Origin of the sequence: Serratia montpellierensis (assembly GCF_020858655.1) — a bacterium.
GTDB lineage: Bacteria > Pseudomonadota > Gammaproteobacteria > Enterobacterales > Enterobacteriaceae > Serratia > Serratia montpellierensis.
Genome location: NZ_VOSN01000015.1, coordinates 249,818 through 267,293, shown reverse-complemented (window position 1 = coordinate 267,293; position 17,476 = coordinate 249,818). Strand labels below are relative to the sequence as shown.

Genomic DNA, 17,476 nt, shown 5'->3' with positions numbered 1-17,476 from the left:
CCGCCGCACAGCACCACCGGGGGATTGTTACCCCAGGTTATGCCGCGCCACCGGCAACAGATAACGCTCTGTTTCGGCCAGAATTTGCGCCAAATATTCATTATCCAATTGGCGGAACACCCGCTGCACGTAGGGATCTTCCCCTTCTCCGGGAATGCGCTGATCGCCCTGCCAGGCCTGCAGCAATTTGGCGCGTGCCTTAATTTGCGCGTCTTCCTCCCAGTCGATTTGCTGCGTTTCCGGCAGATAACACTGACTCAACCATGCCCAGCCGCTCTTGTTCAGCAACAGCAACGGCTGACTCAGACCGCGCTGATAGCCCGCCAGCAGCTCCGCCAGCTGCGCCAGTGCTTCTTCTGGCGCCAGCGCGGCAAAGCGCCAGGCGGAGTTCTTGCGGCCATACATGCGGCTCTCGCCGGTGCCACCGGCACAGCAATACACCAGGTGCTCCAGCCACAGCAATATGCCGTCCACCGCCGACAGCGTAGCGGGCCGCCAGCGCAGCAGGCCGTCATCCTGCACCTGATGCAGCCAGCCGCTGAGACGTACGCCGGCGATATCGATATCCAGCTCAAGGCTATGGCTCTCTGCACGTTCCGCGCGCACCTGCTCGGCCAAATCGCTCATTTCTTCCTGCTGCTTTTGCCAATAGATTTCGCCGAAGGCGCCATAGGGCAAGCCGCCGGCGGCGCGTACCCGCTGGAACAACCGTTCGGGATCGTCGCCGTCGATTAGGGTATTCAGCAGTTGGCTATTGAACTGGTAGCGGCTGAGGTTATCCAGCGTGAAGGGCTCTTCGTCCGGCAGCTCGGTTTCTTCCAGGATAAAACTGACGCCCAAACGCAGCTGGAAGAAGGCGCGAACCGGATGGCGATAAAACCGCAGCAGCTCATCCAACGATATTTGCTGCAGCGCTTCGACGGGCAGCGGCTGGTTGAACGCCGGATGCGCCGCACCGCGACCATCGGCGGCAGGCAGCCACTCGGCGGCATAGCTTTGCTCCTCCGAGCCCGGCAAGAAATTCTCGGCAGCGAACGGCATGCGCGCATGCCACTTCAGCAAGTGCTCACCAACCCGCCGAGCGCTGTCGTCTGCGCTGAGTTCGTCATCTCCAGGCAGACAATAGCTTTGCTCCAGGTACTCCAGCAGCTCGGTGACCAGCACCGAAGGATAGCGCGGGCTGTTGTCCTGAATGGAACGGCCGATGAAGCTGATATACAGCCGCTGCTGAGCGGACAAAATCGCTTCCAGGAACAGATAGCGGTCGTCATCGCGACGGCTACGGTCGCCACGTTTGACCTGCTGCGCCATCAGATCGAACCCCAGCGGCGGCAGCGTGCGCGGATACACGCCGTCGTTCATGCCCAGCAGGCACACCACCTTGAACGGAATGGAACGCATCGGCATCAGCGTACAGAAGTTGATTTGCCCGGCGAGGAAGCGCTGACTGATGCGTTCCTGATCGAGGCGCGCCGCCAGATCGTCACGCAGAATGGTCAACGGCACCTCGTCGGGATAGCGCGCCGCCAGGCCAAAATTGATGGCCTGCTGCCACTGCTGTTCGATCAGCGCCAGCACGACTTCAGTGTCGCTATCCGCGGCGAAGAAGGCATCCAGCAGTTGCCGGCACAACGGCAGCCAAGCCTCAAGCGGGCGCGCTTCGCTCAAGATTTGCCGCCAGTGGCTGAGCTGCGCCAGCAGGTCTGCCAACTGCCCCGCCAACTCGGCGGCCAACCCGCTCGATTCGTCGTACGGTAAAATGCCCTGCCAATCGCCGGCATTGCTGTCCATCGCGTAGCCGAGCAACATGCGCGTAATGCCGAAGCGCCAGGTATGCTGGCCGGTAGCGGGCAGATCCAGTTCGCGCACGTTATCGTCGTCCAGGCCCCAGCGCACGCCGGATTCACCAACCCAGTGACGCAGCAGGCGCAGCCCCTCTTCGCCAATGGCGAAACGGGCGGCCAGGGCCGGCACTTCAAGCAGCGCCAGCACCTGTTCCGAGGTAAAGCGGCTTTGCGGCAGATCGAGCAGTGAAATGAACGCCTGCAGCGCCGGATGCGCCTGGCGCGCTTTACGGTCAGAAATGGCGAACGGCAGGTAGCGCTCGGCGGGGGCATTGCCGAACACCGCCTGAATGTAAGGCGTGTAGCTGTCGATATCCGCCACCATCACGATGATATCGCGCGGCGTCAACGACGGATCCTGCGCCAGCATGGTCAGCAGTTGATCGTGCAGCACCTCCACTTCCCGCTGCGGGCTGTGACAGGCGTGCAGGCTGAGGGAACGGTCATTCTCATCAAGCGGGCGTTTGCTGACGCTGCTTTCCAGCGTTTCTGCGGTAATACCGATCACCGCATGATCTTCCAACTCCAGCATGTCGCGCTGAACGGCGTGCAGCATGATATCGGCCGGAATATCGACAAAGGCGTCGACCTCTTGCGCCCCTTCCATCTGCGACAGCAGATAGAGGTGATCGCGCCCCAGCTTACCCCAAGAGGCCAGCAGCGGGTTGCTGAGCTGCTGCTGGCCTTCGGCGTCAAACAGGCGCGCCGCGTCATCCGGCTCGCGGAACAGCCCCTGCTCACGAGCCTGGTGGTAGTGACGGCGTTTGCGACTCTGCAAGCGGGCCAGGAAAGCGTAGTCCTGAATGTCGCCCCAGTAATAACGACAGGGGTTGGTGAACATAAGGTGGATATCGATATGCCGTCCCAGCGCCTGCAGCGCCTCCAAATAGACCGGCGGCAACGCCGAGATGCCGCAGATAAACACCCGCGGCGGCAAACCGGACGGGCACGTTTTTGCCTGCTCCAGCGCGTGGATAAAGCGGCTGTACAGATTAGCGCGGTGCCATTCCGGCTGCCCCAGTTCGCGCGTGTACTCTACCAGCCGCGCCCAGAGCGGCGCCTGCCATTGCTGAGCCTCCGCCAGACCGTCGATGCGCTCACCGCGCTGCCAGCTCTCCAGCCACTGCGGGCGATAAACCAAATACTGGTCGAACAGGTCGGCGACCCGGCCGGCCAACTGGTGGATCTTGCGCTTGTCGCCGTCATCGGTCAGATAGTGCTGCAGTGGCGCAAACGCCGGCTGGGTCAGCATCTCCGGCAACAACCACATCAGCTTCCAGGTCATGGCGTCCTTGCTGAAGGCGCTCTCTTTCGGGATATCCGGCAACACTCGGGTGAACATGTCCCAAATAAAGGTCGCCGGCAGCGGAAACGCGACATTGGCGGCGATGCCGAACTGTTCCGCCAGCTGCATCTGCAGCCATTGCGCCATGCCGGGGCTCTGCACCAGCACCACTTCCTGTTGAAAAGGATCGGCCAACGGATCTCTGGCTATCAGCGCGCTGGTCAGCGTTTTCAACAAATCCAGCTGATTGGAATGATAAACCGTGAACATCAAGGCTCCTTTAAAACAAAAGACATACCGGCTTAAAAGCGGGTGCAATACCAGCGGCTCAGCGTTGCCCACTGCCGCTGCGGCGTTTGTACTCTGACCGTCAATCGGCGGCAATCACTCTCCGCATCGTCAAGCGCCGTCTCGCGTCGCCAATCTTCCGGCAGCGGTTCGGCCTCGAGCCGCCCGGTGACGGCAAACGCCTCCAGCTGCTGATGCGCCAGCCCCCACGCTTGCCGGTAGTGCCACTGGCGCTGGAACGACTGCAACAGCACCTGATGATACTGTAACAAGCCAAGCAGCGACACCGAGAACAGCAAGGCCGCCACTAACACTTCCGGCAGGCTGAAGCCGTTGCGGGATAGCCGCCCTGCCCGAGCGTTAGCCGTCACAATCGGCCAGCCTTTTCTCGGGGCAAAAATCTAACCGACCGCCCGGCTGTGCTTGCACTTTGCCAGTAGCCTCCGTGCCGTTAAAGGTGCCCCATTGATACAGCCATAGCGGTTCACCGCCGCGCATCTCACCAAGGCCGCGGACCGTCACAACGCCCGCTCTGGCTGACAGCCGGGCACAGGCAGTCAGTTCCGCGCGTTGCCTGCATAACCAGGCCGCCGCACTCAGCTCGGCGCGCGGCCATCGCTGGCTCATGCCCCAGCTCAGCGCCGAAGCGGCCTGATTGTAAGCCTGAAGATAACGCTGCTGATCGGCGGCCAGTAACAGCGCGTTATCCAACTGCCGATGCTGAGCATTGAGCAACATCAGCCCCAGCGCCAACAGCAACATCACCGCCGCCAGGGTGCTACCACCTCGCTGGGTTCGCCGGTTCATGGCAGCGCCGCCATTTCGACGCTCCCGCTCAGGCTGCGCCTGATACGCGTATCACTGGCGGAGCGCCCCGCCAGCGTCAGGAGAGCCAAGGTCGCACCGTGCTCGCCCCGCTCTATCGCCACATGAAACCGCTCAATGCGTACTTCGTCATGATCGAGTAGCCGCTCCCAGCCACCGCCATCGCATTGGCCCACGCCGCGTTGCCCTTCCAAGCCGCCATTGCGCAGCCGATACCCGAAATAGCCCGCATCCTCACCCGACGTGAGCCATTGCCCGCTGCGAGCGATGTCGTAGGCGACGATAACGCAACTGCCCGCCGCTTCTCCCGATGCCTGGCCGATCAGCAGTGGACGGCCGGCGCACTGCCCGGCGCAAAAACCGGCGCGGCGTAGATCTTTCTCAATGCCGAACGCCAACTGCCGCAGCGTTGACTCCAGCCGAACGTGCTGACCGACGGCCACGCTTTGCTGGCGCAACAACGGGTAAGTCTTCGCCGCGCCGAGTGCGATCACGCTGCCGAACACCAACGCCAACATCACCTCCGGCAAGGTAAAACCGCGTTCTAAAGTCAACATAGCGCCATGCCCCTGAGCCGCTGCCCTTCGCTGCACAAACGCAGCCGCCCACGGGCGGACAGCACCAGCCGCAGGCTGCCTGCGTCGTTGCTGAGAAGAATGTGCCCCGCCTGCGCGGTATTGCGCAAACCGTAAAATCCGATCTCTTTATCGGTATAACCGCTCAGCGCAACGTCGCGATAAAACGGCGAAAAAACGGAGCTTTCGGCTGAACCGCAATCCGGCGGCGGCACGCCACCGCCCAGACACCAGGGCGTGCCGTTCTTGAACCACAGCAGCGTCGTGCGGTTACGCCAGTTGGCGTCCGCCTGCAATCGCAGCAAAAACGCCAGCAGCTGTTGGGCCGTGTGTTCCAACCGCAGCGCTTGCTGATGATAGCGCCATTGCCCGACGCCCCAGCCGGTCAGCATGGCGGCGATCAATATCGCCGCCAACAGCTCAATCAGCGTCATGCCACGCTGGCGGTCATCAATGTTCGAGAGAGTCTTGTCGTTCATGCCGCCAGTGTAAGGGCCGTAACAACGCGGTAAAGGCGCATGCGCAAGCGCTGCGGCAAGTTGCGCAATGTTTTCTTTACGACGACAGGCGACGACAAAAAAATGCGGCGCAGTGCGCAATGAGGATAAAAAAAGGGGCGCAATCGCTGCGCCCCTGGTGTGATGCGGTTAAGGTCAGATCGCGACCGGCGCCTTGATGGCCGGATGCGGATCGTAACCTTCGATCTCGAAGTCTTCGAAACGGTAATCGAACAGCGAAGCCGGCTTGCGTTTGATCACCAGTTTTGGCAACGGACGCGGTTCACGCGTCAGCTGCAGCTGCGTCTGTTCCATGTGGTTGCTGTACAGGTGGGTATCGCCGCCGGTCCAGACGAAATCACCCACTTCCAGATCGCACTGCTGCGCCATCATGTGCACCAACAGCGCATAGCTGGCGATGTTGAACGGCAGGCCGAGGAAGACGTCGCAGGAACGCTGGTACAGCTGGCAAGAGAGCTTGCCGTCCGCCACGTAAAACTGGAAGAACGCGTGGCACGGCGCCAGCGCCATCTGGTCCAGCTCACCGACATTCCAGGCGGAAACGATGATGCGGCGCGAATCCGGATCCTGCTTCAGCTGTTGGAGCACGTTGCTCAGCTGATCGATCTGACGACCGTCCGCCGCGCCCCAGGCACGCCACTGCTTGCCGTATACCGGGCCGAGATCGCCGTTTTCATCGGCCCACTCGTCCCAAATGGTGACCTTGTTGTCACGCAGGTAGGCGGTGTTGGTATCGCCGTTCAGGAACCACAACAGCTCATGAATGATCGAACGCAGGTGACATTTTTTGGTGGTCACCAACGGGAAGCCTTCCTGCAAATTGAAACGCATCTGGTGGCCGAAAATCGACAACGTGCCAGTGCCGGTACGGTCGGCTTTAGGGGTGCCCTCGGCGAGCACCTTGTTCATCAAATCCAGATACTGTTTCATTTGTCCCTCACGACAGTTGTTGCTGCGGGCGACGACGATACGCCCAAATCATCATAATAATACCGGCCACCACCATCGGGATGGACAGGATCTGCCCCATGCTGATCACGCCATCGAACAGGCCAAGCTGGGCATCCGGCTGGCGGAACGCTTCGACGATGATGCGGAATGCGCCATAACCGATCAGGAACAGGCCCGATACGGCCCCCATCGGCCGCGGCTTGCGGATGAACAGGTTCAGAATGATAAACAGCACCACGCCTTCCAGCAGCAGTTCATACAGCTGGGACGGGTGGCGCGGCAGTACACCGTACTGGTTCAGCAGCGGCAGCAGAGAAGGATCGGCGGCGGCGAGGGCCACGTCTTCGCTGCGCGAGCTTGGGAACAGCATCGCCCAAGGGGTGTCGGTGGTCACGCGGCCCCACAGTTCACCGTTGATGAAGTTGCCGAGGCGGCCGGCACCCAAACCAAACGGGATCAATGGCGCGATAAAATCAGAAACCTGGAAGAAGGTGCGTTTGGTGCGGCGAGCGAACCAGAACATCACCAGAATCACCCCCATCAAGCCGCCGTGGAACGACATGCCGCCATCCCAAACCTTGAACAGATAGAGCGGGTTATCCAGGAACAGCGGCAAGTTGTAGAACAGCACATAGCCTACGCGGCCACCGACGAATACGCCCAGGAAACCGGCGTAGAGCAGGTTTTCCACTTCGTCTTTGGTCCAGCCGCTGCCCGGCTTGTTGGCGCGGCGTACCGCCAGCCACATGGCAAAAACGAAGCCGACCAGATACATCAGGCCATACCAATGCAGAGAAACCGGGCCAATGGAGAAAATGACCGGATCAAATTTAGGAAACGCCAGATAGCTATTGCTCATCTATCACCACAACATGTCTGTTATTTTTCCCCATGCGGGGGCGGCAGGTGCCAAGCGGCGACGGACATTACCCCGCGCCTTGCAAACGGCAGCATTGGCCGCTGCGGTGTGCAAGGCGACGAGCATGCGCCGCGCTGAGGTTGCGCATCATAACATAGGCTTAGCGCGGTCCGGTCCGGCAGGGCGGGAAAAGTTCTGTAAAAAAATCACACCGCGCGGCGGCTATCGGCCCCCGCGGATCAGCCCACCCATGCCGCGTCGTTCCATAAACGCCGCCACCAGATGGCGCACTTCGGTGGTCATCTGGGTGTTCAACACCCGCTGCGCCAACGTTTCGGCGTCGGCAAGGTCGATATGCCGCAGCAGGTATTTGATACGTGCCACGCTACGGCCATTCATGCTCAGATTACGATAGCCCATGCCCACCAGCAACAGCGCGCCCATGGGATCGCCGGCCAGTTCACCGCAGAGGCTAAGCTGCAACCCGGCCGCTTTCCCCTGCTCGGCGATCAATCTCAGCACCTGCAACATCGCGGGATGCAAACTGTCATACAGCGAGGCAACCCGGGTGTTGTTGCGATCCACCGCCAGCAGGTACTGGGTCAAGTCGTTAGTGCCAACCGAGATGAAATCAACGCGCTCGGTCAGATGCGGGATCAGGAAAATCATCGACGGCACTTCCAGCATCACGCCGATTTTCGGTTTCGGGATCGCGTAGCCGAGCACCTCTTCCACCTCGCGCCCGGCCCGGTCAATCAGGCGTTTAGCCTCGTCGACCTCTTCGAGGCTGGTGACCATCGGCAGCAGAATGCCCAGGTTGCCGGTGCCGGCGTTGGCGCGCAGCATCGCGCGCACCTGAATCAAAAAGATCTCCGGCTGATCCAGGGTGATGCGGATACCGCGCCAGCCCAGGCAGGGGTTCTCTTCGCTGATCGGCATATAGGGCAGCTGCTTGTCAGCGCCGATGTCCAGGGTGCGCAGCGTGACCGGCTTGCTCGGGTAAAGCTGCAGCATGCCCTGGTACTGCGCGACCTGCTCTTCTTCGGAAGGGAAGCCGCTTTGCAACATGAACGGGATTTCGGTGCGGTATAGCCCCACGCCATCCACCCGGCCGCCCAACAGCTGTTCATGTTCCGGGCTGAGGCCGGCATTCAGCATCACCTGAATGCGCTCGCCGCTTTTCAACTGCGCCGGCTGCTCGACGTCGTCTTCCGCCAGCTTGCTCAGCTCCAGCTCTTCGCTGATCAGCCGTTGATATTCCTGCACCAGTACCGGCTCAGGATCGACCAGCAGTTCACCGCGATAACCGTCGACGATCAGCAGCCGCTGGCTAAGCAGAGAAGGCTGAATGTCGGCGCCCATCACCGTCGGCACCCCCATCGCCCGCACCAAAATCGCCGCATGTGAGTTGGCGGCACCGTCGCGCACCACCACGCCGACCAGGCGATCCTGCGGCACTTCGGCCAGCAATGTCGCGGTCAGCTCATCCGCCACCAGCACAAAACGCGCCGGCCACTGGGTGGCGCCCTGGGTGGTGTCGTCAAGGTGGAACAGCAGGCGCTGGCCCAGCGCGCGCAGGTCGCTGCCGCGCTCGCGCATGTAGGTGTCCTGCAGTTTGGCAAACTGCTCGGCAAAGGCTTCTATCACCTGTTTCACCGCCCATTCCGCCACCGAACCGTTGTCGATTTCGGCGAACAGTTCGCGCTTGAGGCGGGCATCGTTTAACAGGTGAGAATAAAGATCGAAGATCGCCGCGCTCTCTTTTTGCGAACTGGCGGCAAAACGCTTGCTGAAGCGGCGAAATTCAGCGCCGGCCTCTTCCAAGGCCAACGTCAGGCGTTCGCGCTCGCTGGCGGTGTCCAGCGTCGACGCGCGGTAAACCTGATCGAGCGAAGGCTGGCTGCTGTCCTGCCACCCTTCCGCCACCGCCACGCCGGGCGAGGCCGCCAGCGCGCGCACGCGCGTTTGGCGGTACTGGCCGAAAATGGCGTTGAGCTGCGACTGTGACAGGATCCCGGCCATCTGCGTGGCCAGAGTGACCATGAAAGACTCTTCGCTTTCGTCGAACTGGCGCAGCTCGCGCTGCTGCACCACCAGCACGCCCAGCAGCTGGCGCCGATGAATGATCGGCACCCCGAGGAAGGATCGAAAACGATCCTCTTTCACCTGCGGAACGTATTTGAAACTGGGGTGGCTTTGGGCATCGGCCAGGTTGATAGGCTCGGCCCGGCGGCCGACCAACCCGACGACGCCTTCGTCAAACGCCAATGCGATAGTGCGCCCGCGCGGCTTTTTCAGCCCGCGCGTGGCCATCAGGTAGTAACAGCGGCGATCGTTGTCCGCCAGGTAGATGGAACACACTTCGGTATCCATCGCCAGACAGGTTTCATTGACCAGCAGATCCAGCGCATCCGTCAGACTGGCCGCCGCGGCCACCTTCTCTACAATTTCTCGCAAGCGCGTGAGCATAGTCGGCTTAACTTAACCTCTCTTTCGGCGATAAGCGGGGGCCTGCCGAGGTGCCGCCTGCTCTTGCATCGGCATCACGGTCACGGCGAATTCTTTCATCACCCGGCGGTAGACGTCGCGTTTAAACGACACCACCTGGCGCACCGGATACCAGAAGCTCACCCAGCGCCAACCGTCGAACTCCGGCGTGCTGCTGCGCTGCATATTGATATCAGCGTCATTGCACAGTAGCTGCAACAAAAACCATTTTTGCTTTTGGCCGATACAAACCGGCTTTGTGTCCCAACGCACCAAACGTTTCGGCAATTTATAGCGCAACCAGTTGCGGGTCGAAGCCAGGATGCGCACATCCTTTTTACTCAGCCCCACTTCTTCGAACAGCTCACGGTACATCGCCTGCTCCGCAGTTTCGCCAGGGTTAATCCCACCTTGGGGAAACTGCCAGGAGTGCTGACCGTAACGGCGGGCCCATAAGACCTGCCCCTGACGATTACAGATTACGATACCAACATTCGGGCGGTAGCCATCATCATCGATCACCGGACTACCTCGATAAGCTTAAATTCGCATAGATGTCCTGATTGTTTCACACAAGCTACAGGCGGTAAACCACTGCTTTACGGCGCTGCGGGCCGGATAACATTGGGATAACTCACAGATATAGGCAAAGTTATAAACATACCCCAGCCTTTCAGGCCGGTTTTATTCACTTTTTCTGTGGATAGGTGTGTGCAGAACTCGAGGGATAAGCCGGTAAAACTCTTAAACCCCAAAATCCCCCTCCAACCCATAAAATCAACATTAACTTTAAAAACAAACAATTAATTAATACCTCGCCGTTATGTACAGGGTAAAAATGTGATCTATGCACGGTAAGGATCTTTCCCTGGCGAAAGATCCATCAATGCCGTTTTTATCCACAGATTATCCGAGCAAGTTACGCACAAAACGGACAAATTCGTAAAAAACCGCCCGAGTCAAGGCTGTAAATTGAACCAGTGATCGGTAAAAATTTGGGTTATCCCATAAATCTGTGGATAAATAGGTGTAAGATCCTGTTTATTGTCGGTGGCTTCAGGTGAACAAGCCCCGCCAGTGCATTGCCTACCACGCAAGGAAAGGAAAAAAGTCATGTAAAATCATGCTACTATTATTCTTTTCCCCAGGCGATGACGGTTATCGTTCGCCGTGCATAATTGCAGTACGTTTTTCAACCAAATTCGACAGGCTTGATTTATGGCGTTTTTATCCCCTTTGCCGCCACCGCCGGAAAATGAACGGCAGCTGTTCGAGCGCGCTCAGGCGCTGGCCGGCGCCAGCTTTGGCGAGCTGGCCGCCCGCGCGCAGTTGCCGATCCCCAAGGATCTGAAACGCGATAAGGGCTGGGTGGGCATGCTGCTGGAGCTCTACCTCGGCGCCATGGCCGGCAGCAAACCGGAGCAGGACTTTCCCGAACTGGGCATTGAGCTGAAAACCATTCCTGTCGACGCCGCCGGCAAACCGCTGGAAACCACTTTTGTCTGCGTTGCCCCGCTCACCGGCAACAGCGGCGTCACCTGGGTCAGCAGCCACGTTCGCCACAAGTTGGCGCGCGTCTTGTGGATACCGGTAGAAGGCGAGCGGCAGATCCCGCTGGCCGAACGCCGCGTCGGCTCGCCGCTGCTGTGGAGCCCGAGCGCCACAGAAGAAGAGAGTCTGCGCCGCGATTGGGAAGAGTTGATGGATCTGATCGTACTCGGCCACGTAGAACGCATCACCGCGCGCCACGGCGAAGTGCTGCAGCTGCGCCCCAAAGCAGCCAACAGCAAGGCGCTCACCGAAGCCATCGGCGAACAGGGGCAACCTATCATGACGCTGCCGCGCGGTTTCTATCTGAAAAAGGGTTTTACCGGCGCGCTGCTGGCAAGACATTTCTCAATCTAAGCGATTTCGTTTAACTCTGGTTTAGCTAGCCCTGTCAGCGCCGCGATAAACGCGTATAATTCACGCTTTGCATTTATTAAGTATTAAGGTGTACCGGGCAATGTTCGAATGGATTATGGATCCCAATGCCTGGTTAGCGTTAGGTACGCTAACCATTCTTGAGATCGTACTGGGTATTGATAACATCATTTTTCTGTCGCTGGTGGTGGCCAAGCTGCCCAAAGCGCAACAGAACAAAGCTCGCCGGCTCGGTCTGGCCGCCGCCATGATTATGCGTCTGGCGCTGTTGGCCTCCATCGCCTGGGTGATCCGCTTGACGCACCCGCTGTTTACCGTGCTGGATCACGCCATTTCCGCCCGCGATCTGATCCTGCTGCTGGGGGGGCTGTTCCTGATCTGGAAAGCCAGCAAAGAGATCCACGAAACCATCGAAGGCACGGAAGAAGAGCACCACACCAAGGTACACAGCTTCTTTGGCGCGATCGTACAGATCATGCTGCTGGATATTATCTTCAGTCTGGACTCGGTGATTACCGCCGTGGGTCTTTCCGACCATCTGTTCATCATGATGGCGGCAGTGGTGATCGCCGTCGGCGTGATGATGTTCGCCGCCCGGCCGATCGGCGAGTTCGTCAATCGCCATCCGTCGGTGAAAATGCTGGCGCTGGCGTTCCTGATCCTGGTGGGCTTCACGCTGATGTTGGAAAGTTTCCAGGTGCACGTGCCGAAAGGCTACATCTACTTCGCCATGTTCTTCTCCATGTCGGTAGAAGCGCTCAATCTGATGCGCAGCAAGAAAAACCGCTCGCCGGAATAACCCTACCTGGAAGCCGCCATCGGCGGCTTCCATCGCTTCGTTGACCTCTCATTTCCCTTTTTCTTATCAGATAAAGACTTATCTGAGCCCCCCCTCGCCGAGAGTTTGCTAATCTTGAAATAACAACGTTTTCTGCATAATCGAGGATCCGCAGGATGAAAAAGTGGGTAATGGCAGTGTCTGCGCTGGTGATGGTGGCCGGCCTGGCGGGATGTTCCAGCGACTACGTGATGGCGACCAAAGACGGCAACATGATCCTGACGCAAGGCAAACCGGAAATCGACAAAGACACCGGCCTCATCAGCTATAAAGACGAGAAAGGCAACCACCGCCAGATCAACGGCGATCAGGTTTCCCAGGTTATCGAACGCTAATCACCGCCCGCCGGCTATCGCCCGCTCGAGCGCGGTAGCCCTCATTCGTGTCCGCACGGAATCCGCTTCCCCCATCTTCACCGCTTGGTTATAGTCAGGAAAGGCGACATCGCCGCCCGACGGACTTTGCGCCGTCTTCTGACATTGGGCTCCTGTTTCACCGGGCCGCACGGCCCGTCAGCGCTAACAAGAAAGGAAGGCCGTTAATGCAATACCACCGTATTCCCCACAGTTCTTTAGAAGTGAGCGTGCTGGGACTGGGCACCATGACCTTTGGCGAACAGAACAGCGAAGCCGACGCCCATGCGCAACTGGACTATGCATTGGCCGCAGGCGTGAACCTGATAGACACCGCAGAACTGTACCCGGTGCCGCCCCGCCCGGAAACCCAGGGCCTGACCGAAAGCTATATCGGCAGCTGGATCAAGGCGCGCGGCAATCGCGAAAAAATCGTCCTGGCCAGCAAAGTCTCGGGCCCGGTGCGCGGTACCGACAGCAGTATCCGCCCGCAGCAGGCGCTCGATCGCAAAAACATCCGCGCCGCGCTGGACGCCAGCCTCAAGCGTCTGAACACCGATTACCTCGATCTTTACCAACTGCACTGGCCGCAGCGCGCCACCAACTGCTTTGGCAAACTCAACTATCAATACACCGATGACAAAGCCACGGTCACGCTGTTGGAAACGCTGGAGGCGCTGACCGAGCAGGTGCGCGCCGGCAAGATTCGCTATATCGGGGTTTCCAATGAAACGCCCTGGGGCGTGATGCGCTACCTGCAGCTGGCGGAGAAACACGAGCTGCCGCGCATCGTGTCGATTCAAAACCCGTACAGCCTGCTGAACCGCAGCTTTGAGATTGGCCTGGCCGAGATCAGCCAGCACGAAGGGGTGGAACTGCTGGCCTATTCCAGTCTGGCGTTCGGTACTCTGAGCGGTAAATACCTCAACGGCGCTAAACCGGCCGGTGCGCGCAATACGCTATTCACCCGCTTCAACCGTTATTCAGGGCAGCAAACCCAGCTGGCGATCGCCGAGTACGTGGCGCTGGCCAAAAAACACGGGCTGGATCCTTCGCAGATGGCGTTGGCCTTCGTGCGTCAACAGCCGTTCGTCGCCAGCACTCTGCTGGGCGCCACCACGGTGGAGCAGTTGAAAATCAACCTCGACAGCCTCAATGTGGTATTGGATGAGGACGTGCTGCAGGCGCTGGAAGAGATCCATACCCGGTTTACCATTCCGGCACCTTAATACAGGCGGGGCGCAGCCAGGCTGCGCCCCGTTTTTTACCGCCGCTGCGACCACCACAGCGCGCTAATCGCCAGCGCAAACACCACGCCAAACCCTACGCCGACACCCACTACCGGCACGCCCAGTTTCACCACCAGCGAATACAGCGCCAGCATCAGCAACATGGCGGCGTTTTCACCCAGGTTTTGCACCGCGATCGCATTGCCGGCGCCGACCGAATGCTTGCCCCGCTCCTGCAGCAACGCATTGAGCGGCACCACGAAGAAGCCCCCCAGCATGCCGATGATTGCCAACAAGACATAGGCATTGAGCATGGTGGTTTGCAGCGCGAACACCGCGACCGCGACGCCGATCAGGATCCCGGCCGGCATGCAGCGTTTTACCGTCTTCAGCGTGACGAAGCGCGCGGCGGCACCGGCCCCCACCACGATACCGACGGCCACCATGGCATTCAGCAGCGTCGGCGTGGCGTTATCGGCGATGCCGAGCGCCACCGGCACCCACAGCACCAGCAGAAAACGCAGCGTCACGCCGGCCCCCCAGAACAGGCTGGTGCCGATCAAGGAGAAACGCGTCTGCCCATCGCGCCATAACGTGACGCAGGCGGTAAAGAAGCTGTTCGTCATGGCCCGCGGGCGCCAGGAGGCCCCCGGGCGCGCCGCCGCCAAACGCGGTATATACAGGTTGGCGACCACCGCCCCCGCGTAAACCAAAGCGCAGGCCGCCAGCGCCGCCACTACATGCCAGTCTGCCAGAATACCGCCGGCCACCGAACCGGTCAGAATGGCGGCGATGGTCGAGGCCTCGATCAGGCCGTTAGCCTTGACCAGCTTCTCGCCGCTGGTGATCTCGCCCAGAATGCCGTATTTGGCCGGTGAATACGCGGCGGCCCCGACGCCGACCAGGCTGTAACCGAGAAACGGGTTGAACCCAAAGCAGATCACCAACGCCCCCGCCAGCTTCAGGACGTTGGCGAACATCATCACCCGCCCTTTGGCAAAGCTGTCGGCCACCTGGCCGACGAACGGTGCCAGAATGATGTAGGTGGCGACAAAGGCCATCTGCAGGATCGGCTGGCTCCAGTCCGGATACAGCTGCTGCTTGATCAACGCCAGCGTGGCGAACAGCAACGCATTGTCGCCGAACGCCGAGAGGAACTGCGCGCTGATGACGGCGATCATGCCGCGTGACAACAAAGGGGATTCGGTCGAAGGATTCATCAGGCACTCTCCGGCTGTTCGGCCATTTGACGCAGGGTGACGAAATCGGGTTTACCGCTGCCGAGCACCGGCAGCGTTTTCAACAGGCGAATATCGCGCGGCACCGCCAGCTCCGGGCTGCCCAGCTCACGCGCCACCCGCAGCAATGCTTCGCGGGTGATGGCAGGATCGGTGGTAAACAGCACCAGCGCCTCGCCTTTACTGCTGTCGCTTTTGGCGGTGGCGGCATGCAGTTTTTCCGGCGACAGCCGCTGCGCCAGCAATTCGACGCTCTCCAGCGACACCATCTCGCCCGCCAGCTTGGCGAAGCGCTTCACGCGCCCGCGAATGGTGCAGTAGCCCTGTTCATCCAGGCTGACGATATCGCCGGTGTCATACCAGCCCGGCTGCAGCACGCCGTTCGCATCTTCCGCCGCCGGCGGCTCCAGTTCGCCGGGGCGCTCAACCCGCAGATAGCCTTTCATGATATTCGGCCCCTTCAGCTGCAGGCGGCCGCCGTTATCGATGCCCGGCACCGCGATCAGGCGCGCCTCCATCTGCGGCATGATGCGGCCGACGGTGCCCACCTTGGTCGCCAGCGGCACATTAATGGAAACCACCGGCGCGCACTCGGTCACGCCATAGCCTTCCAGAATGCGGATGCCGTATTTATCCTGATAGATCTGTTTGGTGCTGTCCGCCAGTTTCTCTGCGCCCGCCACCACGTAGCGCAGGCGGGCAAAATCATATGGATGCGCGAAGCGCGCATAGTTGTTGAGGAAGGTCGCCGTGCCGAACAGCACCGTGCAGTTGCGGTCATACACCAGCTCCGGCACCACGCGATAGTGCAGTGGGCTGGGGTAGAGGAAAATGCGGCTACCGGTGATCAGCGGCGTAAGCAGCCCCACCGTCAGGCCGAACGAGTGGAACAGCGGCAGCGACGACATGAAGCGGTCGCGCGGCGTGAAATCGGCGATGGTACGAATTTGTTCTACGTTGGCCAGCAGGCTGGCGTGCGAATGCACCACGCCCTTGGGGTGGCCTTCAGAACCGGAAGTAAACAGGATCAGCGCCGCGTCCTCCGGGCGTTGCGGCAACGCCGCACGCTGCGGCTGCAGCAAGTGCCGTAAAATCCACAGCTTATCCGCCAGCGTGACGGTATCTTTCAAATCTTCCAGATACACCCAGTTGGCCTGCGTCACCTGCTCCGGCAGGTGGGTCAGCTTGCCCTTTTCCAGGAACTGGCGCGAAGTGACGATGGTCTTGATGCCGGCGGCAGTCATCGCGCTGTTCAGGCCATTGGCGCCGGCGGTGTAGTTGAGCATCGCCGGGATGCGGTTACGCAGCGAAGCGCCGAAGATCGCCGCCGCGGTGATGGTGGCGTTCGGCAACAGCAGCCCGACGTGTTCCCCTTCGGCGGTAAAGCGCTGCAGAATGCGGCTGACGCCCAGCGATTTCTTGATCAGCGTCTGGTAACTGTCTTCTTTGAAAGCGATGTCTTCGATACAGGGCTTGCGGCGCCCGTAGCGGTGCTGCGCCGCCAGCAAGGCATGGAACAGGGTCTGCGGTTCACGCGTATCCATCCGCGCCCGCATCATGATCTGCATCAGCCGATCGCCCGCCAACGCCCGACGATCGCGCGCGCGCGGCGCTTCCGGCATCGGCAGCGTGGTCGGCGGCAAGATGCGAATGCTGATTCGCGGGAACCAGCGGATTTTGAATATCCCGGCCATACGCCCGAACGGGCTGAATTCAGGCCCGTCGATCCGCACCGGTACCACGGTAGCGCCCGATTTGGCGGCGATAAACGCCGCGCCGTCGTAGATTTTCATCAGCGCGCCGGTCACGGTGATGCGCCCTTCAGGGAACACCACGATCGGCCGCCCCTGTTCGACCATCCGCACCAGCTGCTTGATGGCCATCGGCTTGGTAGGATCGAGCGAGACAAAATCGATGTAAGGCCGCAGCCAGCGCATAAACCAGCTCTCGCCGATGCTGGCGTAAACCGCAAACACCGGTTTTATCGGCAGGAACAGCGCCAACAGCACGCCGTCGAGGAAAGAGACGTGGTTCGGCGTAATAAGCAGTTTTTGCCGTTCGAAGTGCTGGACGTCCCCTTCGACCCGAACCCGAAACAGCAGGCGAAACAGCGTGCGCAGCAGTGAAAAGATCATGCCCTTCTCCCTTGGCCATGGAGGCGTAAATCGTTGTAGGGAAAAGAATACTATATGGCAGGCAAAAAAAAACCTACGCATCCGCGTAGGTTGGTGCAATTGAAAATGGCTTCAACATACAGAGTATG

General features: G+C 60.1%; 15 protein-coding genes. 4 read left to right on the top strand and 11 right to left on the bottom strand.

Annotated features, from left to right (window positions below; all coding sequences use genetic code 11):
- Window positions 1-27: 27 nt before the first annotated feature.
- The 9 genes from recC to rppH form a co-directional block, all read right to left on the bottom strand.
- On the bottom strand, window positions 28-3,399 hold the full coding sequence (gene recC / locus FUU19_RS17960) for an exodeoxyribonuclease V subunit gamma (RefSeq protein WP_230490998.1): 3,372 nt from the start codon (window positions 3,397-3,399) through the stop codon (window positions 28-30).
- Between the two features lie 32 nt (window positions 3,400-3,431).
- Window positions 3,432-3,788, bottom strand: a complete 357-nt coding sequence (locus FUU19_RS17955; RefSeq protein WP_038629872.1) for a prepilin-type N-terminal cleavage/methylation domain-containing protein — start codon at window positions 3,786-3,788, stop codon at window positions 3,432-3,434.
- The gene (locus tag FUU19_RS17950; protein ID WP_197834288.1) at window positions 3,778-4,224 is read right to left on the bottom strand and encodes a YgdB family protein; all 447 of its coding nucleotides are present in this window, start codon (window positions 4,222-4,224) and stop codon (window positions 3,778-3,780) included. The genes FUU19_RS17955 and FUU19_RS17950 overlap by 11 nt, the downstream gene beginning before the upstream one ends.
- Window positions 4,221-4,799 carry a prepilin peptidase-dependent protein gene (locus FUU19_RS17945; protein WP_202670340.1) on the bottom strand — a complete coding sequence of 193 codons (579 nt, stop codon included), beginning with the start codon at window positions 4,797-4,799 and terminating at the stop codon, window positions 4,221-4,223. The genes FUU19_RS17950 and FUU19_RS17945 overlap by 4 nt, the downstream gene beginning before the upstream one ends.
- Window positions 4,793-5,296 (bottom strand): prepilin peptidase-dependent protein, encoded by a 504-nt coding sequence (locus FUU19_RS17940; protein WP_197834290.1) that lies wholly within the window; start codon window positions 5,294-5,296, stop codon window positions 4,793-4,795. Before FUU19_RS17940 ends, FUU19_RS17945 begins: the two co-directional genes overlap by 7 nt.
- Before the next feature lie 174 nt (window positions 5,297-5,470).
- A complete protein-coding gene (gene thyA, locus FUU19_RS17935) occupies window positions 5,471-6,265 on the bottom strand; it encodes a thymidylate synthase (RefSeq protein ID WP_197834291.1) in 795 nt (264 codons plus the stop codon).
- Between the two features lie 7 nt (window positions 6,266-6,272).
- Window positions 6,273-7,145 (bottom strand): prolipoprotein diacylglyceryl transferase, encoded by an 873-nt coding sequence (gene lgt, locus FUU19_RS17930; protein ID WP_016929919.1) that lies wholly within the window; start codon window positions 7,143-7,145, stop codon window positions 6,273-6,275.
- A 222-nt stretch (window positions 7,146-7,367) separates the two neighbouring features.
- Window positions 7,368-9,614, bottom strand: coding sequence for a phosphoenolpyruvate--protein phosphotransferase (gene ptsP, locus FUU19_RS17925; RefSeq protein ID WP_197834292.1), 2,247 nt, complete (start codon window positions 9,612-9,614; stop codon window positions 7,368-7,370).
- 12 nt (window positions 9,615-9,626) lie between these two features.
- The gene (gene rppH / locus FUU19_RS17920) at window positions 9,627-10,154 is read right to left on the bottom strand and encodes an RNA pyrophosphohydrolase (RefSeq protein ID WP_004931849.1); all 528 of its coding nucleotides are present in this window, start codon (window positions 10,152-10,154) and stop codon (window positions 9,627-9,629) included.
- A 696-nt stretch (window positions 10,155-10,850) separates the two neighbouring features.
- Here rppH and mutH point away from each other — a divergent pair.
- From mutH to FUU19_RS17900, 4 genes are all read left to right on the top strand, one after another.
- Window positions 10,851-11,537, top strand: coding sequence for a DNA mismatch repair endonuclease MutH (gene mutH, locus FUU19_RS17915; RefSeq protein ID WP_141966923.1), 687 nt, complete (start codon window positions 10,851-10,853; stop codon window positions 11,535-11,537).
- Between the two features lie 100 nt (window positions 11,538-11,637).
- Window positions 11,638-12,354, top strand: a complete 717-nt coding sequence (locus FUU19_RS17910; RefSeq protein ID WP_042785275.1) for a TerC family protein — start codon at window positions 11,638-11,640, stop codon at window positions 12,352-12,354.
- A gap of 155 nt (window positions 12,355-12,509) precedes the next feature.
- On the top strand, window positions 12,510-12,728 hold the full coding sequence (locus FUU19_RS17905) for a YgdI/YgdR family lipoprotein (RefSeq protein ID WP_038878690.1): 219 nt from the start codon (window positions 12,510-12,512) through the stop codon (window positions 12,726-12,728).
- 206 nt (window positions 12,729-12,934) lie between these two features.
- Window positions 12,935-13,975 (top strand): NADP(H)-dependent aldo-keto reductase, encoded by a 1,041-nt coding sequence (locus tag FUU19_RS17900; RefSeq protein WP_141966921.1) that lies wholly within the window; start codon window positions 12,935-12,937, stop codon window positions 13,973-13,975.
- A gap of 35 nt (window positions 13,976-14,010) precedes the next feature.
- On the opposite strand, the gene lplT is transcribed toward FUU19_RS17900, so the two are convergent.
- Together lplT and aas are read right to left on the bottom strand one after the other, a co-directional pair.
- Window positions 14,011-15,195 (bottom strand): lysophospholipid transporter LplT, encoded by a 1,185-nt coding sequence (lplT, locus tag FUU19_RS17895; protein ID WP_197791397.1) that lies wholly within the window; start codon window positions 15,193-15,195, stop codon window positions 14,011-14,013.
- Window positions 15,195-17,348 carry a bifunctional acyl-ACP--phospholipid O-acyltransferase/long-chain-fatty-acid--ACP ligase gene (gene aas, locus FUU19_RS17890; protein WP_141966917.1) on the bottom strand — a complete coding sequence of 718 codons (2,154 nt, stop codon included), beginning with the start codon at window positions 17,346-17,348 and terminating at the stop codon, window positions 15,195-15,197. The genes lplT and aas overlap by 1 nt, the downstream gene beginning before the upstream one ends.
- Window positions 17,349-17,476 lie beyond the last annotated feature (128 nt).